This is a genomic window from Streptomyces sp. NPDC007905, assembly GCF_042959345.1.
Classification (GTDB): Bacteria; Actinomycetota; Actinomycetes; order Streptomycetales; family Streptomycetaceae; genus Streptomyces.
Genome location: NZ_JBIBKS010000010.1, coordinates 269,148 through 288,187, shown reverse-complemented (window position 1 = coordinate 288,187; position 19,040 = coordinate 269,148). Strand labels below are relative to the sequence as shown.

Annotated in this window: 17 protein-coding genes; 6 read left to right on the top strand and 11 right to left on the bottom strand. The window is 69.8% G+C overall.

Annotation, left to right across the window (positions count from 1 at the left end; translation table 11 throughout):
• Nucleotides 1–20 precede the first annotated feature (20 nt).
• The 3 genes from ACFZDC_RS20190 to ACFZDC_RS20180 all read left to right on the top strand — a co-directional run bounded on the left by ACFZDC_RS20190 (nt 21) and on the right by ACFZDC_RS20180 (nt 2,381).
• Complete coding sequence (locus ACFZDC_RS20190; protein WP_391325559.1) at nt 21–1,418, top strand: hypothetical protein; 1,398 nt, start codon at nt 21–23, stop codon at nt 1,416–1,418.
• Nucleotides 1,419–1,515: 97 nt separating this feature from the next.
• Entirely contained in the window at nt 1,516–2,118 is a 603-nt protein-coding gene (locus ACFZDC_RS20185; RefSeq protein ID WP_391325558.1) for a DUF4383 domain-containing protein, read from the top strand.
• 35 nt (nt 2,119–2,153) lie between these two features.
• Nucleotides 2,154–2,381, top strand: a complete 228-nt coding sequence (locus ACFZDC_RS20180; RefSeq protein WP_391325556.1) for an FmdB family zinc ribbon protein — start codon at nt 2,154–2,156, stop codon at nt 2,379–2,381.
• A 283-nt stretch (nt 2,382–2,664) separates the two neighbouring features.
• Here the strand turns inward: ACFZDC_RS20180 and ACFZDC_RS20175 are convergent, their stop codons facing one another.
• Genes ACFZDC_RS20175 through ACFZDC_RS20165 form a run of 3 tightly spaced genes read right to left on the bottom strand, consistent with a single transcriptional unit; the run spans nt 2,665 to nt 7,153 of the window.
• On the bottom strand, nt 2,665–3,495 hold the full coding sequence (locus ACFZDC_RS20175) for an HAD family hydrolase (RefSeq protein ID WP_391325554.1): 831 nt from the start codon (nt 3,493–3,495) through the stop codon (nt 2,665–2,667).
• Nucleotides 3,495–5,942, bottom strand: coding sequence for a phosphoribosyltransferase domain-containing protein (locus ACFZDC_RS20170; RefSeq protein WP_391325552.1), 2,448 nt, complete (start codon nt 5,940–5,942; stop codon nt 3,495–3,497). Before ACFZDC_RS20170 ends, ACFZDC_RS20175 begins: the two co-directional genes overlap by 1 nt.
• Nucleotides 5,943–5,986: 44 nt before the next feature.
• Nucleotides 5,987–7,153, bottom strand: coding sequence for an HpcH/HpaI aldolase/citrate lyase family protein (locus ACFZDC_RS20165; protein ID WP_391325550.1), 1,167 nt, complete (start codon nt 7,151–7,153; stop codon nt 5,987–5,989).
• A gap of 174 nt (nt 7,154–7,327) precedes the next feature.
• Here ACFZDC_RS20165 and ACFZDC_RS20160 point away from each other — a divergent pair, with 174 nt between their 5' ends.
• Nucleotides 7,328–8,128: a TerD family protein gene (locus ACFZDC_RS20160; protein ID WP_391325548.1), complete on the top strand. Its 801-nt coding sequence runs from the start codon at nt 7,328–7,330 to the stop codon at nt 8,126–8,128.
• A gap of 3 nt (nt 8,129–8,131) precedes the next feature.
• Here the strand turns inward: ACFZDC_RS20160 and ACFZDC_RS20155 are convergent, their stop codons facing one another.
• From ACFZDC_RS20155 to ACFZDC_RS20130, 6 genes are all read right to left on the bottom strand, one after another.
• Nucleotides 8,132–8,869, bottom strand: a complete 738-nt coding sequence (locus tag ACFZDC_RS20155) for a Tellurium resistance (RefSeq protein ID WP_391325546.1) — start codon at nt 8,867–8,869, stop codon at nt 8,132–8,134.
• Nucleotides 8,870–9,017: 148 nt separating this feature from the next.
• Nucleotides 9,018–10,157: a DUF475 domain-containing protein gene (locus ACFZDC_RS20150; protein ID WP_391325544.1), complete on the bottom strand. Its 1,140-nt coding sequence runs from the start codon at nt 10,155–10,157 to the stop codon at nt 9,018–9,020.
• Between the two features lie 181 nt (nt 10,158–10,338).
• The gene (locus ACFZDC_RS20145) at nt 10,339–10,917 is read right to left on the bottom strand and encodes a TerD family protein (RefSeq protein ID WP_391325542.1); all 579 of its coding nucleotides are present in this window, start codon (nt 10,915–10,917) and stop codon (nt 10,339–10,341) included.
• 99 nt (nt 10,918–11,016) lie between these two features.
• Nucleotides 11,017–11,592 carry a TerD family protein gene (locus ACFZDC_RS20140; RefSeq protein ID WP_391325540.1) on the bottom strand — a complete coding sequence of 192 codons (576 nt, stop codon included), beginning with the start codon at nt 11,590–11,592 and terminating at the stop codon, nt 11,017–11,019.
• 139 nt (nt 11,593–11,731) lie between these two features.
• Complete coding sequence (locus ACFZDC_RS20135; protein WP_391325662.1) at nt 11,732–12,190, bottom strand: redoxin domain-containing protein; 459 nt, start codon at nt 12,188–12,190, stop codon at nt 11,732–11,734.
• A gap of 146 nt (nt 12,191–12,336) precedes the next feature.
• Entirely contained in the window at nt 12,337–12,777 is a 441-nt protein-coding gene (locus ACFZDC_RS20130) for a DUF3052 family protein (protein ID WP_391325539.1), read from the bottom strand.
• Between the two features lie 416 nt (nt 12,778–13,193).
• On the opposite strand from ACFZDC_RS20130, the gene aceE reads away from it, so the two are divergent.
• Together aceE and ACFZDC_RS20120 are read left to right on the top strand one after the other, a co-directional pair.
• Nucleotides 13,194–15,941 carry a pyruvate dehydrogenase (acetyl-transferring), homodimeric type gene (aceE, locus tag ACFZDC_RS20125; RefSeq protein WP_391325537.1) on the top strand — a complete coding sequence of 916 codons (2,748 nt, stop codon included), beginning with the start codon at nt 13,194–13,196 and terminating at the stop codon, nt 15,939–15,941.
• Nucleotides 15,942–16,011: 70 nt separating this feature from the next.
• Nucleotides 16,012–16,755, top strand: coding sequence for an ion channel (locus ACFZDC_RS20120; RefSeq protein ID WP_391325535.1), 744 nt, complete (start codon nt 16,012–16,014; stop codon nt 16,753–16,755).
• 72 nt (nt 16,756–16,827) lie between these two features.
• Here the strand turns inward: ACFZDC_RS20120 and ACFZDC_RS20115 are convergent, their stop codons facing one another.
• The gene (locus tag ACFZDC_RS20115; RefSeq protein ID WP_391325660.1) at nt 16,828–17,133 is read right to left on the bottom strand and encodes a small hydrophobic protein; all 306 of its coding nucleotides are present in this window, start codon (nt 17,131–17,133) and stop codon (nt 16,828–16,830) included.
• A 236-nt stretch (nt 17,134–17,369) separates the two neighbouring features.
• Complete coding sequence (locus ACFZDC_RS20110; protein WP_391325533.1) at nt 17,370–18,989, bottom strand: DHA2 family efflux MFS transporter permease subunit; 1,620 nt, start codon at nt 18,987–18,989, stop codon at nt 17,370–17,372.
• Between the last annotated feature and the right edge of the window lie 51 nt (nt 18,990–19,040).

Below are 19,040 nucleotides of genomic sequence, written 5' to 3'. Positions count from 1 at the left end.
CCACAGCACGGGAGAGGGATGTGACGGCCACACCGGGCACGCCATCGACGCGGTCGTACCCGCCGTCGACCGTAGGGGCCCGGGGCGGGTCCACGGCTCTGCGTGACACCCTCACCCTGATGGGACTGCCCGTGCTGGCCGTGCTCGCGCTGCCCGCCGCGTTCGCCGGCGGCGGGACCCGGCGCTGGTTCGGTGGGCGGTCGGAGGGCCAGCGGGCCGAGGCGCAGGCCGCGAAGGACGCCGCGGCGGCCGCGTTCTACGAACTCGACACCGCCCAGCGGGACCTCCGGATCTCGGTCGAGACCATCACGGCCGTGGACGACTCCCCCGCCGCGCGGCGGGCGGTGGCCGACTTCCAGGCGCTGGGCGCGCGGATCGACGAGGTCAGTCAGCGGTACATCCAGGCCGTGGACGCCCATGATCTGGACCGGGATGATCTGGAGGCCGCGACGGCCGCCCGGGCGCGCACCGAACTGACCGCGGCCAAGGACGAACTGCTCGGGGTCAAGCAGGAGCTGGACCGTTTCGGCAGTTCGCTGGGGCCGCTGCTCGGCAAGGCCGAGACCCAACTCGCCCGGGTCGCCCCGGCCGTGGAGCGGGCCCGGCAGGCGCTGCTGGGCGCGAGCAACGCGCTGGACGCCGTACGGCACAGGCGCCTGGCGGCCGATGATCTCGCGGCCCGGCTCGCGGCGCTCTCGCCCGAGCTGACCAGGCTGAACCAGGGGGCGGGTCAGCACGGGGTGACGCAGACGCTGGAGCGGGCCGAGCGGGTGCAGCGGGAGGCCGCGGCGATCCGGGCGGAGGCGGAGCGACTGCCGGAGAAGGCGGCCGAGATCGATCACCGGCTGGTGAGTCTGCGGACCCGTGCGCAGGCGCTGACCACCCGGGCGGGGCAGGTCGATCCGGTGCTGAGCGAGCTGCGGCGCAGGTTCGCGGCCGCGTGCTGGCAGGATCTGCAGCAGGTGCCCGCGCAGGCCGCGGAGAACGTACGGCAGGCCGAGCTGAAGCTGCGCGAGGCCCAGGCGGCGCGGGACGCCCAGCGCTGGCCGGACGCCACCTCGCTGCTGTCGACCGTACGGGCGCTGCTGAACACGACGGACGAGGCGGTGTCGGCGGCCGGTGACCGGCTGACCCGGCTCAACGCGGTGCAGAAGGATCCGCAGCAGGAGATCGAGCGTACGCGGTTCGCGATTCGGGACGCCCAGCGGCTGGCGATGACCGGCCGTGCGACCCCGGATCCGCGGCACGCGCGGCCGCTGGACGACGCGGTGGCGCGGCTGGAGCGGGCGGTCGGCACGCTGGAGGGCCGGCACCCGGACTACTGGCACTTCCTGACCGAGACGGAGGCCGTGCGGCAGACGGCGGCCCGGGTGGTGACGCAGATCCGGGAAGAGCGCGGGGGCGCCCCGGGGCACTGAGCCGACCGCCGCTGAGCGTGTGTGTTGGCACTCCGGGCCGGGCGGGCGGATATTGAAGGGGACGGATGGCCTCCGCTAGCGCCCGAGGGAGGCGGATATGGCCACAGCGCACACGCGGACAGAACAGCCCACCCGGCGGCGAATCCGGTTCGACGAACACCTGCCCGTCGACCACCGCCTGAACATGGTCTACCGGATCGGTGCGGGCCTGATCGGCCTGTTCCTGGTCATCTTCGGCATCTTCGGTGTGATCGACCACATCGGGTTCTTCGACACCGGCGGCGACACCGTGGTGGGCCTCAACACCAACGGCACGCTGAGCGTGCTGTCGATCTGCGTGGGGCTGCTGCTCTTCGTGGGCATGGTGATCGGCGGCAACTTCGCGTCCACGCTGAACATGGTGCTGGGCGTGCTGTTCATCCTGAACGGCTTCCTGATGCTCGGCCTGTTGGACACCCCCAACAACTTCCTCGCGTTCAAGATCCAGAACGTGCTGTTCAGCTTTGTCGTCGGAATCGCGCTGATGACCTTCGGCATGTACGGCCGGGTCGGCTCGTCCCTGCCGTACGACAACCCGTACTGGCGGGCCCGGCACCCCGAGGTGGGCGGGCAGGAGAAGCGTGAGCCCGAGGTCGGGATGCCACCGGCCAACCGGGCGCTGAGGAGCACGGAGGAAACGGACCGGCCCGACAGGGAGTGAGCGCGTCCGGTGGGGCCGCCGGTTAACCTGTGCGCATGCCTCGCTACGAGTACCGCTGCCGTACCTGCGGCGACACCTTTGAACTGAGCCGTCCCATGGCGGAGTCCGCCGCCCCGGCCTCATGCCCCGCGGGACATGAGGACACGGTCAAGCTGCTGTCCACGGTGGCCGTGGGCGGCAGCTCGTCCGCCGCACCGGCTCCGGCGCCCCGCGCGGGCGGGGCCGGCGGCGGGGGTTGCTGCGGCGGGGGCTGCTGCGGCTGATCAACGGGTGTGGGCCTACGGCCGTTGGTTACGGCCGTTGGTTTACGGCCGTTGGTTTACGGCCCTAGGCCTTCGGTCGTTGGTCAACACCCGTGGGCCTACGGTCGGCAGTTGCCCACGGGTGTTGACCGACGCCCGTTGGCCCCCGATCGGCAGTGTGCCCTCGGCCGTTTACCCACGGCCGTTTGCCCGCGCTGTTGGCTCACGGGTGTGGACCGCACGCGTGGCGCCAGGTATTGGCCCCCGCGTGATGGCCCACGGACGTTGGCCCCCATGTGTTGGCCTACGGGTGTCGGCCCCCCGAGGCGGACCCGCGTGTCGCCTTCAGGAACTCGCGCACGATCCGCTCTCCGGCCAGCACACCCCGCTCCGGCAGCGCGCTGATCGCCGGTGCGGTCCACTCGCTGTCGGCCAGTTCGCCGTGTCCGGGCCGCCAGCCCCGGTCGGCGGCGAGCAGCAGGTCGGCGTCGAGCAGGGAGTCTCCGGCCGCCAGCGTCAGCTCCGCGCCGGTGCGCCGGGCGACCTCGCGCACGGCGGCGCTCTTGGTGAGCGGCTTGGGGACGGCGTAGATCTTGCGGCCCTGGAGCGAGACGGTCCACCCCCGGATCTCCGCCCATACGGCCAGTTCCTTCACCCAGTCCTCGGACAGCAGCTCGCGTTCGACGACCAGGTAGGCGAAGAGGTCCTCGGCGACCCGGTGCTTACGCACCCAGACGGGGTCTGCGGTCCGCATCAGGTGCTCGCGGATCTCCTCCAGCGGCGCGCACTCATCGGCAAGCCGTGCCAGCACCCCGGCGTGCCAGTCCTCGTCCGTGACGCCGTCGACCAGCAGATGGCCGCCGTTGGCACAGATCGCGTACGCGGGCGGCGGGCCGGGCAGGTTGATGCGCTGGTACTGCTTGCGGGTGCGGGTCGTGGTGGGCACGAAGACGGCGGTGTCGCCGAGGTCGGTCAGCAGCTGGGCCGCGGTCTCGGTCATGTAGGACAGGGGCTTGCTCTCGTGCACCTCGACGCACAGCAGCCGGGGCGCCCGCGCGTCCGGCATGGTCAGCGCGAGGGCCGCCGAGGAGTAGATCAGCGTTCGGTCGAGGTCGCTGGCCACCAGTACCGGCATCAGACGTTCACCGCCTTGCCGTCGGCGCCCGTGGCGCCCCGCGTGTACTTGGGGTGGATCAGCCCGACGCAGGTGTAGGGCAGTTCGCCGACCTCCTCGACCGGCACCCCTCGCTGTTCGGCGAGCAGCCGTACGTGGTCGAGGTCGGCGCCCGCGCCGGCCTTGGCGAGGATCTTCCAGGGCACCCGGCGCAGCAGCACGCGGGTGGTCTCGCCGACGCCCGGCTTGACGAGGTTCACGTCGTGGATGCCGTACTCCTCGCTGATCCGCTCGACGGCCCGCCAGCCCGCCCAGGTGGGGCTGCGGTCCTCGGCCATCAGCTCCTTGACCGCCGCGTCGACGGTGTCGGCGACGTCGGGGAAGCGGGCGGAGACGGCGTCGACGAAGGCCACGGAGACGTCGGCGCCGGCGAGTTCGCGGTAGAACTTCGCGCCGTGGAAGTCGTGCGGGCCGACCAGGTCCGCGCGCAGGACCGTGCGTGAAATCAGCCCGGACACGGTGGAGTTGAGGCAGGCGGACGGGATGAGGAAGTCCTCGCGGGTGCCGTAGGTGCGTACGCAGGAGCCCGGGTCGGCGAGGACGGCGATCTCCGGGTCGAAGCCGGTGATGCCCTCTGTCTCCTCGAACTCCTCGATGGCCTGGGCGAGTTCGCGGCTGATGGCGCCCTTGCCGGTCCATCCGTCGACGAAGACGACGTCCCGGGGGTCGTGGTGGGCGGCGAGCCAGCGCAGCGCGTTGGCGTCGATGCCGCGGCCGCGGACGATCGACACGGCGTAGTGCGGGAGGTCGAGGCCGTGCCGGAACCGGGCCCAGCGGCGCATGAGCACGCCGACGGGGGTGCCCGCGCGGGCCAGGGAGACCAGCACGGGGCGGGGCGACCGCTCGGCGACGACGGTGTCGGTCACGACGCCGACCGCCTGCGCGAGCCGGGCGGCCGAGGCGTCCAGGGCCGCGTGGAACAGCTCCTGGTACTGCTCGCTGGGCTGGTACTCCACCGGGAGCGACTCGGCGTAGTGGGCTCCGCCGCTCTGGATGGCCTCCTCGCGTTCCTCGGTCGGCGCCTCCAGGGCCACGTCCGAGAGGTCCTGCAGCAGCCAGCCGACCTCCTCGGGCGGATACGAGGAGAAGGCGGGGCCGCGGAGGGGCTCGGGCAGCATGACCGGCCTTTCGGGAGAGGAGAGGGGCTCGGGTACGTACGACGGGACGACCGCGAGCAGGACGTGCGGGGTGTGGGCCGCGAGGCGGGCCAGCAGGCCGTCGGGGGCGTGCAGTGCGGGGGTGTCGGCGGCCGAGTCGACGACGGCGACGACGGCGTCGAAACCGGCGCCCGCGACGTTGTAGGCGTAGCGCTCGCCGGGACCGTCGGCCGGGTCGTCGTGGGCGGGAAAGACCAGGCGGGTGCGTATCGCGTAGCCGGGGTCGTCGACCGCGAGGACGGGCGAGCGGGTGGTGGTGGAGAAGCGCACCTCGGCGGGGACCATCTGTTCCAGTTCGCGGGCGATGCGCAGCGGGGCGTACATCAGCTCCTCGAAGCCGAGCACCAGCACCCGCCGGGCGGCGGTGGGCAGCGCCTCGGCGACCCGGGCGGCCATGGCGGGCAGCGCGGTCTCCAGGTGGGCGCGGTGGGCGGGCGTGAAGCCGTGCCGGCCGCCGTCGGGCAGCCCGTGGGGCCAGTGCAGGTCGATCCGGGCGATGCGGCCGTACGGCGGCTCGGGCGCGTCCGGCACGGTCTCGTGCCGCGCGACCAGTTGCCGCCCCTTCTCCAGCACCTCCTCCGGCAGCCGTACGGTCCCGGAGGCGGCCGCGACGAGGTCCACCCGGGCGCCGATCTCGGTGGCGAACCGCTCCAGGCGGGCGGTGTCCTCGGCGGAGCGCATGTCGACCAGGGCGACCACCACGTACCGGCCCCGCGGATAGCGTTCGTGCAGGTCACGAATGGTGTTGAGGATGGTGTTGCCGGTGGAGAACTCGTCATCGACGAGGACCAGCGGGCCGTCGCCGGCCAGCAGGGCGGAGTCCCCGGGGAGCAGCAGGTGGGAGGTGGCGTGGGAGTGGGACTCCTCGAAGCCGCCCGCTGGGGCGACCCCGGCCACCGGGCGACGCGTGGAGTGCAGGTACGGGGCGAGGCCCAGGCCGTCGGCGACCGAGTGGCCGAGGCCGGTGGCGGTCTCCGCGTAGCCGAGGACGACCGCCGAGGCCGCCTGCGTCTCGCCGAGCAGCTCGTGGACCCGGCGGCCCAGGCGGAATCCGTGGCCGTAGACCACGGACGGCGACTGCGGTACGTGCTTGCCGAGCACGTGGGAGACGAGCAGGTGGGCCCGCTTGGGGTTGCGGCGCAGCGCGAGCCCCAACAGGGCCCGCAGCCCGTCGTCTCCCTCGAGTCCGACACCGAGTCGCTCGGCGACCCAGCTGCCGGACCAGACCCCGTCGTTCACTGCGTTCTTCATGCGTTCCTTGGGTTTGCGAAAGGTCGACCGGATGATCCGGCGCGTCAGCCGGGTATTCCGGCGGCGAGCAGCTCCACGAAGCCGACGTCCTCGTTGGCCACGCCGAAGACCTCGGCGCGCAGCAGGGTCCGCTCGGCCCAGGCGCGGTGCGGCTTCACTTCATTCATCTTGTTCGTGTAGGCCGACCGGAGTACACCTCCGCCGCCGCGTTCCGGCCGGAGGATGTCCTGGGCGTCGCTGAACTCCTCGTGGCTGACCACGGACAGCGCGTGCACCGGCAGGACGTGGGAGGGGTGGATGCAGGTCTTGCCGAGCAGGCCGTTGGCCTGGTCCAGGGAGATCTCCCGCAGCAGCCCGTCCATCGCGTGCTCGATGAGCTTCTCGCGCAGCTCGACGGCCTGCATCTCCAGGAAGGGGCTCTGCCGCAGCTGTGGCTTGAACATGCGCTCGGGCACCCGGAAGTACTCCCAGACCGGCCCGGTCACGGTGAACCCGGTGCCGTCGGCCCGGCCGAGCATGTTGACCACGTCGGCGATCACGGAGGCGACGATCTGGACGTCGTAGGCGGTCATGTCGGGGGCCCGGCGCAGCCCGTAGGAGGAGCAGAAGTCGGTGACGCCGAGGCGCAGGGCCAGCACCCGGTCGCGGAACTTGTCGACCGCGCGGGCGATGCCCTCCAGGGTGTCCACGCGGGACTCGCGGTACAGCAGCTCGGGCGACTCCAGGACCGGCATGGCGAACAGCCGGCGGCCGCTTGCGGCCTCGGCGGTGGTGAGGGCCTCCAGGAACGGGATGCCGCGCTTCTCGGTGAACTTGGGCATGACGAACCCGGACAGCAGCCGTACGGAGGCGCCGAGGCGGCGTACGAGGTCGGGGATCTGCTCGGGGACGCGCACCCGGATGAACAGCAGGGGCGGCTCCACCCCCTCGCCGGAGTCGAGGTCGGCGAACTGCCGGACGAGGTTCTCCTCGCCCGCCGCGACGTCCGCGTCGTCGATGGAGTCCTCCAGACACAGCACCATCGAGACCACGCCGTTGCCGGCCTGCTTGACGACGTCGTCGGCGAGCCGCGGCCGGGTTGCCGGGCTGTACAGCGTGGCGCCCAGGGCCGCGGAGAGCAGCGGGGCCGGGGAGTCGGCGCTGAACGCGCACGGCTCCTGGTGGAAGAGGCGCTGTCGCACCTCGGGGGCGATGTGCCCGAAATGACGCATAGGACTCCTCAGTGGCAATCCGAGCCTGTGGATTCGGTAAAGGGTGGCCGGTAATAGTACGTAGGGATCCGTGTCACGGGTTCCCCCCGGGCATGAATTTCCGGTAACTCGCCCGTGTCCGCAGCACCACCCCCCGCATTGTCGTGGCCAGGACCGAGAAGGCAGGATGACGGCATGACGCACGCGATGCTGAAGGGGTCGAACATCCCGGTCGAGGCCACCACGGTGCGCGCCGTGCTGCGCTGGACGCCCGGCCAGGGAGTTCCGGACGTGGACGCCTCGGCGCTGCTGCTGGGTTCCGACGGCCGTGTGCGCTCCGACGAGGACTTCGTCTTCTACAACCAGCCCCGGCACCCCTCGGGCACGGTGTGGCGGCTGGGGAAGAAGCGGATCACCGAGGGGCTCACCGACACGATCCAGTCGGACCTCTCGGGTGTCGAGCCCGGCGTCGGCCGCATCCTGCTGGTGGCCTCCGCGGACGGCGTCCCCTTCGACCGTGTCCCGGCCCTGTGCGTCCTGCTGTACGACGCCTCCGTCGCCGACGGCGAGCCGCTGGCCCACTTCGAGATCAAGCCGGAGACCGGCGCGGAGACCGCCCTGATCTGCGGTGAGCTGTACCGGCGCGGGGAGGGCTGGAAGTTCCGCGCCCTGGGCGAGGGCTACTCGAACGGCCTGAAGGGCCTCGCCACGGACTTCGGTATCTCGGTGGACGAGTCGGAGGCGGAGGAGGAGCTGGGTCAGGCCCCGCCGGAGACCACCTCCCAGCCTCTCCCGCCCGAGCAGCCGACGGCGGTCCCGCCCCAGTCGGCGTACGGCTACCCGCAGCCGACGTCACCGCAGCAGCCCGCGTACGGCTACCCGGAGCCGGCGGGCCGGCCCGCCTACGGTTATCCGCAGCCCCAGCCGGCCCTGACGGCTCCCCTGGACCCGAACTTCCGGCTGCCGCCGCAGGGTCCGCAGTTCATCGGCCGGTAGGGGTCACCGCTCCGCCTTGGACTTGTAACCGCGCCCCCAGGTCAGTCCCCACCCGTACAACCGGTCCAGCTCGCCCTGGAACCCGTACACGAACTTGACCTCACGCCGGACGACCAGCTCCCCCTTGACGTTCTCGATCATCACGACCGCACAGGACCGGGCCTGGGGATGCCGCTCGTCCAGGCCTATCTCGATGCGGGGGCCGTTGCTGGGGTAGAGAGTCACGATCGCGTGCGTGCGGTCGAAGGCGGGTGTCTGGTCGTAGATGTACACGAAGACCAGCAGCCTCCTGATGGCCTCCCGGTGATCCAGGTTGATGTACATCGTCTCGCCCGACCCCGACCCGAACCGGTCGTCGCCACTGAGCTTGATGTACGGCGGTGCGTTGACGTCGCCGAGGTAGCCGCCGAGCGGCTGGACGACCCCCTTCGTGCCGTCGGTCAGCTCGTACAGGCAGCCCAGGTCGAGGTCGACGTTGACCATGCTCTGCCCGTGGCCGAGCACCTCCGGCGGCCTGAGCGCCTTGAAAGGGTGCCGAAAGAGGCTGGTGCGCTGGTTGCCGTCGAAGTCGGAGGTCCGCATCCGCCAGGCCAGGTTGATGCGCAGATGACCGGTGGCCGCGTCCTGCTTGGTGAGGGACACCTGCTGGTGCCGCCTGGTCAGTTCGATCGCGTTGGTCGCCGCGCTGCCGGAGTCGAAGTCGGCGGCCCGTCCGCCTCGCAGCCCGTCGAAGAAGCCCATTCCCGCCCCCGAGTACTCGTCTGTGAACGCCGTTGGGGCGGCCGACCACGTCGGCCGCCCCGAACAGAGCGTTCCTCACCGGACGGGGCGCCACACCCCGTCACGTCCCTGATTCGGCCCGTAGCGGGCTCGAAGGGGATGCCGGAGGTCAGACCCCCGACGAGATCTCGGCCTTCTCGCCCGCGCCCGCCTCGGCCGCCGCGAGAGCGCGGTTGCGGCGGACGGAGGACCAGAAGGACCAGGCGATCAGGACGACGCCGACGAGACCGGTGACGACCTCGTTGATCTCGTACTGGATGGTGACCATGAGGATCACGGCCAGGGCGCCGATCGCGTAATGGGCGCCGTGCTCCAGGTAGACGTAGTCGTCCAGGGTGCCCTGGCGGACCAGGTACACCGTCAGCGAACGGACGTACATCGCGCCGATGCCGAGACCCAGGGCCATCAGAACGATGTCGTTGGTGATGGCGAAGGCGCCGATCACGCCGTCGAAGGAGAAGGACGCGTCCAGGACCTCCAGGTAGAGGAACATGAAGAACGCGGCCTGGCCGGCCAGGACCACCGGCGAGCGCTTCTTTCCGGTGCGGGCGGCCTCTTCCTCCTCCTCGTGCTCGCGCTCCTCCTCTTCCTCCAGCTTGTCCTCGAAGTAGCCGGAGAGACCGCCGACGATCATGTAGGTGATGAGGCCGGCGATGCCGGCGATCAGCACCGTCTGCGCCTTGTCGGCGTGGGCGCCGCCGTGCTGGTGGGCGTGCGTGGCGAAGGTGAAGGAGGTGATGAGCAGAACGATCAGGGAGATGCAGACCGACAGCATGTCGACCTTGCCGAGCTTGGCCAGGGGCCGCTCGATCCAGCGCAGCCACTGGATGTCCCGGTCCTCGAAGATGAAGTCGAGGAAGATCATCAGCAGGAACATTCCGCCGAACGCGGCGATCGCCGGGTGGGCGTCGGTGACCAGTTCCTGGTAGCGGTCCTTGTTGTTGAGTGCGAGGTCGACGGCCTCGATCATGCCCATCTTGGCGCTGATCGCCACGATGACGACGGGGAAGACCAGCCGCATGCCGAAGACGGCGATGAGCACGCCGACCGTGAGGAAGATCTTCTGCCAGAAGGCGTTCATCTTCTTCAGGATTCCGGCGTTGACCACCGCGTTGTCGAACGACAGCGAGATCTCGAGGACGGAGAGGATCGCCACGATGCCGAGGGCCTCCCACCCCCCGTAGAAGACCGCAGCGACCAGACCGACCGCGGTGACCGCGAACGACCAGCCGAAGGTTTTCAAAAGCACTGGCTACCCCATCGTGTTGTGGGGGCACCTCCCAGACCTAGTCTGGGGGAGGGCCTCCCCCGCTCCGTACTCGGCTTTGCTAAATGTTGACCACGAGTCTAGAGGGGGTCCCTGTCGGGAGCAGCGGCGAGGGGGCCTCTATCGCGATGCCGCAGGTCCCGGCCTCACGCCGGCTGCGGACTCAGGAGACGGCGACTCCGAAATCCAGGGCGATGCCCCGCAGCCCCGACGCGTACCCCTGTCCCACGGCACGGAACTTCCACTCGCCCTGGTACCGGTACAGCTCGCCGAAGATCATGGCGGTTTCGGTGCTGGCGTCCTCGCTGAGGTCGTAGCGGGCCAGTTCCTGGCCGTCGGCCTGGTTGACCACGCGGATGAAGGCGTTGGAGACCTGGCCGAAGGTCTGGCCGCGCTCGTCCGCCAGGTGGATCGAGACGGGGAAGACGACCTTCTCGCACTGGAGCGGGACCTTGGCCAGGTCGACCAGGATCGACTCGTCGTCACCCTCGCCCTCACCGGTGAGGTTGTCACCGGTGTGCTCGACCGAGCCGTCGGGGCTCTTGAGCTGGTTGTAGAACACGAACCACTCGTCGCCCAGCACCCGGTTGCCGGCGTCGCACAGCAGGGCGCTGGCGTCCAGGTCGAAGGGGGCGCCAGTGGTGGAGCGCGCGTCCCAGCCGAGCCCGATCATGACGTTGGTGAGGTTCGGTGCGGCCTTGGAGAGGGAGACGTTGCCTCCCTTGGCGAGCGTGACGCCCATGATGCTGGTCCTCCCCTGATGGTGCTTCCCTGGTTGTCCTGCACGTCCGGCGCCGACCGTAAACGGTGCGGCGCCGGACGGATGCGGGGGCCTCGGGCGTCAGACGTTGACGCCGAAGTCCTGCGCGATGCCTCGCAGGCCCGAGGCGTAGCCCTGGCCGATGGCGCGGAACTTCCACTCCGGGCCGTGCCGGTACAGCTCGCCGAAGACCATCGCGGTCTCGGTGGAGGCGTCCTCGCTCAGGTCGTAGCGGGCGATCTCCTGCTGGTTGGCCTGGTTGACGACGCGGATGAACGCGTTGCGGACCTGGCCGAAGGACTGCTGGCGGTTCTCGGCGTCGTAGATCGACACCGGGAAGACGATCTTCTCGACGTCGGCCGGGACGCCTGCCAGGTTGACGTTGATCTGCTCGTCGTCGCCCTCGCCCTCACCGGTGATGTTGTCACCGGTGTGCTCGACGGAGCCGTCGGGGCTCTTGAGGTTGTTGAAGAAGACGAAGTGCTGGTCGCTGGCGACCTTGCCGGAGTTGTTCAGCAGCAGCGCGCTGGCGTCGAGGTCGAAGTCGGTGCCGGTCGTGGTGCGCACGTCCCACCCCAGACCGACGATGACCGCGGTCAGGCCCGGGGCCTCCTTCGTCAGCGATACGTTGCCGCCCTTGCTGAGGCTGACTCCCACGGGTCCTCCATGTGGTGTCCAGGGGCGGGAGCCCCGTCGTGCTTCGGATATGGGATCAACGTGCCGATCCTAGTGACGGGTTCCCGCCCCCCGCAGACCCTGGACTCGAAGAATCACAGGTGTCGGATCACCGGTCGGCTCACAGGGTGTCGAGCGCCTTCATGTAGTCGTTCAGGTCACGTGCGTCCGGCAGGCCGTTGACCACGGTCCACCGCACGACGCCCTCCTTGTCGATGACGAAGGTGCCCCGGACGGCGCATCCCTTGTCCTCGTCGAAGACGCCGTACGCGCGCGAGACGTTGCCGTGCGGCCAGAAGTCGGAGAGCAGCGGGTACTCCAGGCCCTCCTGCTCCGCGAAGACGCGCAGGGTGTGGATGGAGTCGTTGGAGACGGCGAGCAGCTGGGTGTCGCGGTCGGAGAACTTCGGCAGGTTGTCGCGCAGCTCGCACAGCTCGCCGGTGCACACGCCGGTGAAGGCGAAGGGGTAGAAGAGCAGCACCACGTTCTTCTCGCCGCGGAAGTCGGCGAGGTTCACCGTGCGGCCGTGGTTGTCCTTGAGCTCGAAGTCGGGCGCCTTGTCGCCGACCTGGATCGCCATCGTCATGCATCCCTTCGGTGGACTGTTCGGGTGAGAGCAACAGCAACGCTCGATACCACCCTACGCAGCGATCACCGCGGGTTCGGCGCGGGCTTTCGGACGGGCCGGTCGGTCCCGGCCCGTCCGACGCCCCGAGGACGAGGCGGTTACCTCTTGCCGGACTTGGCGGCCTTCGGCGTCGCCAGACGCGAGCCACTCCAGTCCTTGCCGACACTCACGCTCTTGGACGCGGTCAGACCGGCGGTCGTCGCGGCTTCCGAGATGTCGCTCGGCTCCACGTACCCCGCACGGCCGGTCTTCGGCGTGAGGAGCAGGATGGCGCCGCCCTCTTCGATGTACGTGGTGGCATCCACCAGCGCATCCGTGAGGTCGCCGTCGTCGTCACGGAACCACAGCACAACGGCGTCGGCCACGTCGTCGTAGTCCTCATCCATGAGGTCGGCCTCGATGACTGCCTCAATGGCCTCGCGGAGCTCCTGATCGACGTCGTCGTCGTAGCCGATCTCCTGGACCACCTGCCCGGGCTGGAACCCCAGCCTGGCGGCAGGGTTCGTCCGCTCCTCCGCGTGGTCCGCGGTCGCGCTCACGGGTTGCCTCCTGATCATTTCTTGATGAATATCTCAGCCACGCGCGTGCGCGAAGCATTGGCCGTAGTCCACACGGGCGGGACGGATCGCGCAAGTACCCGGCCGTCCAGACCGCCGAAACGGTGACGATCCCGACCGTGTCGCCGCAACTCCTCGCACCGTACCCCGATTCACCATGCCCCACATCACACCGATGTGCCCGCTTTGTGTGGTTCGGAATCATCCGGCGATACGACCCTCGAACAACTTTGCCGAGCCCGTCACCCCCCGGGCGTATCGTTGCGTTTTGACCGGCCCGGCGCCCCGGTTACCCCACGGTAGAGATGACGTACGCCTTCCCGAGGTACACGATGGGGAACGGTGTAAGCACAGAAAAAGCGAACAAAAAAGCGGCCCTCTGACACGTAAGGAACAGCGTGGCTTCCGGATCCGATCGCAACCCGATCATCATTGGCGGCCTTCCGAGTCAGGTTCCTGACTTCGATCCCGAAGAGACCCAGGAGTGGCTCGACTCCCTCGACGCCGCCGTGGACGAGCGCGGCCGGGAGCGGGCCCGCTATCTCATGCTGCGCCTGATCGAGCGGGCCCGCGAGAAGCGCGTGGCCGTGCCCGAGATGCGCAGCACGGACTACGTCAACACGATCCCCACCCGGGCCGAGCCGTTCTTCCCCGGCAACGAGGAGATCGAGCGCAGGATCCTCAACGCGACCCGCTGGAACGCGGCCGTGATGGTCTCCCGCGCGCAGCGCCCCGGTATCGGCGTCGGCGGCCACATCGCGACCTTCGCCTCCTCCGCCTCCCTGTACGACGTGGGCTTCAACCACTTCTTCCGCGGCAAGGACGAGGGCGACGGCGGCGACCAGGTCTTCTTCCAGGGCCACGCCTCCCCCGGCATCTACGCGCGCGCGTACCTGCTCGACCGGCTCACCGAGGACCAGCTGGACGGCTTCCGCCAGGAGAAGTCGAAGTACCCGAACGGCCTCTCCAGCTACCCGCACCCGCGCTCCATGCCGGACTTCTGGGAGTTCCCCACCGTCTCCATGGGCCTCGGCCCGCTCGGCGCGATCTACCAGGCGCGGATGAACCGCTACATGGAGGCGCGCGGCATCGCGGACACCTCCAAGTCGCACGTGTGGGCGTTCCTCGGTGACGGCGAGATGGACGAGCCCGAATCGCTCGGCCAGCTGTCCATCGCGGCGCGCGAGGGCCTGGACAACCTGACCTTCGTCGTCAACTGCAACCTGCAGCGCCTGGACGGCCCGGTGCGCGGCAACGGCAAGATCATCCAAGAGCTGGAGTCGGTCTTCCGGGGCGCCGGCTGGAACGTGATCAAGCTGATCTGGGACCGCAGCTGGGACCCGCTGCTCGCCCAGGACCGCGACGGCGTCCTGGTCAACAGGATGAACACGACCCCGGACGGGCAGTTCCAGACGTACGCCACCGAGTCCGGGGCCTACATCCGCGAGCACTTCTTCGGCGACGACCTGCGGCTGCGCGCGATGGTCGAGAACATGACCGACGACCAGATCCTGCACCTGGGCCGTGGCGGTCACGACCACCGCAAGATCTACGCGGCGTTCAAGGCGGCCAAGGAGCACAAGGGCCAGCCGACGGTCATCCTGGCGAAGACCGTCAAGGGCTGGACGCTGGGCCCGAACTTCGAGGGCCGCAACGCCACGCACCAGATGAAGAAGCTGACGGTAGACGACCTCAAGCGCTTCCGCGACCGGCTGCACCTGCCGATCTCCGACAAGGAGCTGGAGTCCGGCGCGCCGCCGTACTACCACCCGGGCCGGGACACGGAGGAGATCCAGTACATGCACGACATGCGCAAGGCGTGCGGCGGGTACGTCCCGACGCGTGTCGTGCGCTCCGAGCCGCTCGCACTGCCGGACGACAAGACGTACGCGACAGTGAAGAAGGGCTCGGGCCAGCAGTCCATCGCCACGACGATGGCGTTCGTCCGGCTCCTCAAGGACCTCATGCGGGACAAGGAGATCGGCAAGCGGTTCGTGCTGATCGCGCCGGACGAGTACCGCACGTTCGGCATGGACTCCTTCTTCCCGAGCGCGAAGATCTACAACCCGCTCGGCCAGCAGTACGAGGCGGTCGACCGCGACCTGCTGCTCGCGTACAAGGAGTCGCCGACCGGCCAGATGCTGCACGACGGCATCTCGGAGGCGGGCTGCACCGCCTCGCTGATCGCGGCCGGCTCCGCCTACGCCACGCACGGCGAGCCGCTGATCCCGGTGTACGTCTTCTACTCGATGTTCGGTTTCCAGCGCACCGGCGACCAGTTCTGGCAGATGGCCGACCAGCTGGCGCGCGGGTTCGTGCTGGGTGCGACCGCCGGTCGCACGACCCTGACCGGTGAAGGTCTGCAGCACGCGGACGGCCATTCGCAGCTGCTCGCCTCGACGAACCCGGCGTGCGTCGCGTACGACCCGGCCTACGCCTACGAGATCGCGCACATCGTCCAGGACGGCCTGCGCCGGATGTACGGCGGCGACGCCGATCACCCGCACGGCGAGGACGTCTTCTACTACCTCACCGTCTACAACGAGCCCATCCAGCACCCGGCCGAGCCGGCGAACGTGGACGTCGAGGGCATTCTCAAGGGCATCCACAGGCTCAGCGAGGGCACGGGCGGTGCCGTCCCGGCCCAGATCATGGCGTCCGGAGTCGCGGTGCCGTGGGCCCTGGAGGCGCAGAGGATCCTCGCCGAGGAGTGGAACGTCAAGGCCGACGTGTGGTCGGCGACGTCCTGGAACGAGCTGCGCCGCGAGGCCGTGGCCGTGGAGGAGCACAACCTGCTGCACCCGGAGGAGGAGCAGCGGGTGCCGTACGTGACGCAGAAGCTGAGCGGGTCCGAGGGTCCGTTCGTGGCCGTGTCCGACTGGATGCGGTCGGTTCCGGACCAGATCGCGCGGTGGGTGCCCGGGACGTACCAGTCGCTCGGCGCGGACGGCTTCGGCTTCGCCGACACCCGGGGCGCGGCCCGTCGCTTCTTCCACATCGACGCCCAGTCGATCGTGGTGGCGGTGCTGACCGAGCTGGCCAGGGAGGGCAAGGTCGACCGGTCCGTGCTGAAGCAGGCCATCGACCGGTACGAGCTGCTGGACGTCTCGGCGGCGGATCCGGGGGCCGCGGGCGGCGACGCGTAGCGGCTGCCGGGCGGTGTGGGCGGTGGAGCTCGACCCTCCACCGCCCTTACGCTGTCTTTACCATGCGTGCATGGAGCAACACTCGGCGCAGGCGCGGTGGGAGCGGCACACCCAGCGGCCCCTGCTGGCGATGGCCGTGGCCTTCGCCGTCGCGTATGCCGTGCCCATCGTGGACAGTTCCGCGGGGCACTCGCTGACCACCCTGTGCACGGTCGTGGAGTGGCTGGTGTGGGGGGCCTTCGCCGTGGACTACCTCGTACGCCTCGCGCTCGTCCCCCGGCGCAAGGACTTCGTCCGGACGCACTGGCCCGATCTGTGCGCGGTGGTGCTGCCCGTGCTGCAGCCGCTCAGGCTGCTGCGGCTGGTGTCGACGCTGCTGCTGGTGGGACGGCGGGCGCGGATGGCCCCGCAGATCCGGCTGACCACGTATGTCGTGGGGTCGGTGGTCGGACTGCTGATGTTCGGTTCGCTGGCGGTGCTGTCGGTGGAGCGGGACTCGCCGAACGGGAACATCCGGACACTGGGTGACGCGGTGTGGTGGTCGTTCACGACGATGACGACCGTGGGGTACGGCGATCACGCCCCGACGACCGGGCTCGGGCGGATGATCGCGGTCGGCCTGATGCTCTCGGGGATCGCCCTGCTCGGCGTCGTCACCGCGAACATCGCCGCCTGGTTCATCTCCCGGTTCGAGAAGGACGATGTGGAGGAGCGGCGGCAGACGGAGGCGATCGCTTCGCTGGCCGAGGAGGTGCGGCTGCTGCGGGCGGAGGTGGCCCGGCTGGCCGGGGACCGGGAACAGCAGCGCAGTTGAGCGAGTCACCCCGGCGACACGACTGCCCGCGGCCACCGCGCTGTGAGCGCGAGCCGCGGGCAGGTGTACCGGTTACAGGATGCCGTGACCCCAAGCAGCCGCACCCGCCAGGGCGATGATGGCCAGGACGGTGTCGATGGCGCCCAGGACCAGGGCCACCAGGGCCGGGATGCTGTGGTCGGAGGACCACTTGCGGCCCATGGACTGCCAGCCGCAGAACATCGCGACCGGGCCGAGGACGATGCCCAGTGCGAAGAAGCCGGCCACAGCACAGATCGTGCCGATGATTCCGAGCGTCGCACGGTCCGGCCCGGTCCGTTGCCACGTCCGGCCACGTGACCGGGGGTACCCGCGCGTGCCGTGCCCGAAGCCTGCCATCATCAACTCCTTGGTGGTCATGGACAGTTCGGCTTCACGGTGCGGGTACCCCGGTTTCGCGTGGGCAGACCTGCGCGCGCTGCCCCCCTCCAGCAGCGCGCGCCGCGGCCCGTACCTCCCATGTCCTGCGGAGGACTTGACCCACTGTGACCTGCGGCGCGCGCCGAGGGCGAGGGATCTTTAACCGAGTCACCCTGATGGGCGAAATCCGCCGGGAACAGGCATGAGGGCCGGGGTCAGATGTGACCGAGTCCCGCACCCGCCTCCGCGTTCGCGCCCCGCCTGGTGAGGAGCGCGACGAGGACCGCCACCGCCGCCACACCCGCCGCGACGAGGGAGGCGAGGCTCATGCCGGAGATGAAGGTGTCGTGGGCGACGGCAGTGATCTTGGCGACGATCGGCTCCGGGGTGCCCTTGGCGACGGGGGCCACGCCGACCTGAACGGCCTCGGAGGCCTTGTCCAGCTGTTCCGGAGTCAGCTTCGGCAGCCCGGCACCGGTCCAGTTGCCCTGCAGGTCGCTGTCGACCCTGGAGGCCATCACGGCACCCAGCACCGCCGTGCCGAGGCTGCCGCCGATCTGCATGGCCGCCTGCTGCAGGCCACCCGCCACCCCGGACAGCTCCATGGGCGCGTTGCCGACGATGACCTCGGTGGCGCCGACCATGACCGGCGCGAGGCCGAGACCGAGGAGGGCGAACCAGACGGACATCACACCGCTGCCGGTGTCGGCCTCCAGCGTCGACATGCCGTACATGGCGATCGCGGTCGCGGCCATGCCGCCGGCCAGCGGCATGCGCGGGCCGAGCTTGGTGATCGCGGCGCCCGCCAGCGGGGAGCCGACGATCATCATGCCGGTGAGGGGCAGCAGGTGCAGACCGGCGTCGATGGGGCTCATGCCGTGGACGTTCTGGAGGTAGAACGTCACGAAGAACAGGCCGCCCATGAAGGCGATCGCCATCAGGACCATCAGGACGACGCCCGCGGACAGAGGGACCGAGCGGAACAGGCCCAGCGGGATCAGCGGTTCCGCGACCTTCGCCTCCCAGAGGGCGAAGAGGACGAAGAGCAGCACCGAGGCGCCGATGAAGCCCCAGGTCCTGCCGTCGCCCCAGCCCCAGTCAGGGGCCTTGATGAGCGCCCACACCAGGCAGAACATCGCGCCGGAGAGCAGGCCGATGCCGAGGACGTCGAAGGAACGCGGGGCGTTCTCGGCGCGGTGGTCCAGCAGGATCAACAGGCCCAGGACGAGCGCGACGAGGCCCACCGGCACGTTGACGAAGAACACCGACTGCCAGTTGACGCGCTCGACCAGGACACCGCCGAGGATCGGACCGCCCGCGGTGGAGGCGCCGATCACCATGCCCCAGATACCGATCGCCATGTTGAGCTTCCCGGCCGGGAAGGTGGCCCGCAGCAGGCCGAGCGCGGCCGGCATCAGCAGGGCGCCGAACAGGCCCTGGAAGACGCGGAAGGTGACGACCGCGGCGATGCTGTGGGAGAGGCCGATGGCGCCCGAGGCGGCGGCGAAGCCGGTCACGCCGATGAGGAAGGTCTGCCGGTGGCCGAAGCGGTCACCGAGCTTGCCCGCGGTGATCAGGGAGACCGCGAGGGCGAGGAAGTAGGCGTTGGTGATCCACTGCACGTCCGAGAAGCTCGCGTGCAGATCCTTCGCGATGGCCGGGTTGGCGATCGCCACGATGGTGCCGTCGAGGGCCACCATCATGACGCCTACGGCGACGGTGATGAGGGTGAGCCACGGATGGCCGCGCAGCCCCGTAGCCGGGGTCGGCTCCGACGGGACCGTGGCTGCCCTGTCCCCCGGCCCCGTGGCGTCGACGGTGGTCTGACGAGTCATGCGTTCGAGGCTAGTGACAGCCACTGACATTTGACAAACCAATTCACAAGT

Bases quoted from the DNA above. Each gene is read 5' to 3' on its own strand.
- ACFZDC_RS20185 (WP_391325558.1), top strand. From the start codon at position 1,516: ATGGCCACAGCGCACACGCGGACAGAACAGCCCACCCGGCGGCGAATC.
- ACFZDC_RS20180 (WP_391325556.1), top strand. From the start codon at position 2,154: ATGCCTCGCTACGAGTACCGCTGCCGTACCTGCGGCGACACCTTTGAA.
- ACFZDC_RS20175 (WP_391325554.1), bottom strand. From the start codon at position 3,495: ATGCCGGTACTGGTGGCCAGCGACCTCGACCGAACGCTGATCTACTCC.
- ACFZDC_RS20170 (WP_391325552.1), bottom strand. From the start codon at position 5,942: ATGAAGAACGCAGTGAACGACGGGGTCTGGTCCGGCAGCTGGGTCGCC.
- ACFZDC_RS20165 (WP_391325550.1), bottom strand. From the start codon at position 7,153: ATGCGTCATTTCGGGCACATCGCCCCCGAGGTGCGACAGCGCCTCTTC.
- ACFZDC_RS20160 (WP_391325548.1), top strand. From the start codon at position 7,328: ATGACGCACGCGATGCTGAAGGGGTCGAACATCCCGGTCGAGGCCACC.
- ACFZDC_RS20155 (WP_391325546.1), bottom strand. From the start codon at position 8,869: ATGGGCTTCTTCGACGGGCTGCGAGGCGGACGGGCCGCCGACTTCGAC.
- ACFZDC_RS20145 (WP_391325542.1), bottom strand. From the start codon at position 10,917: ATGGGCGTCACGCTCGCCAAGGGAGGCAACGTCTCCCTCTCCAAGGCC.
- ACFZDC_RS20135 (WP_391325662.1), bottom strand. From the start codon at position 12,190: ATGGCGATCCAGGTCGGCGACAAGGCGCCCGACTTCGAGCTCAAGGAC.
- ACFZDC_RS20120 (WP_391325535.1), top strand. From the start codon at position 16,012: ATGGAGCAACACTCGGCGCAGGCGCGGTGGGAGCGGCACACCCAGCGG.
- ACFZDC_RS20115 (WP_391325660.1), bottom strand. From the start codon at position 17,133: ATGGCAGGCTTCGGGCACGGCACGCGCGGGTACCCCCGGTCACGTGGC.
- ACFZDC_RS20110 (WP_391325533.1), bottom strand. From the start codon at position 18,989: ATGACTCGTCAGACCACCGTCGACGCCACGGGGCCGGGGGACAGGGCA.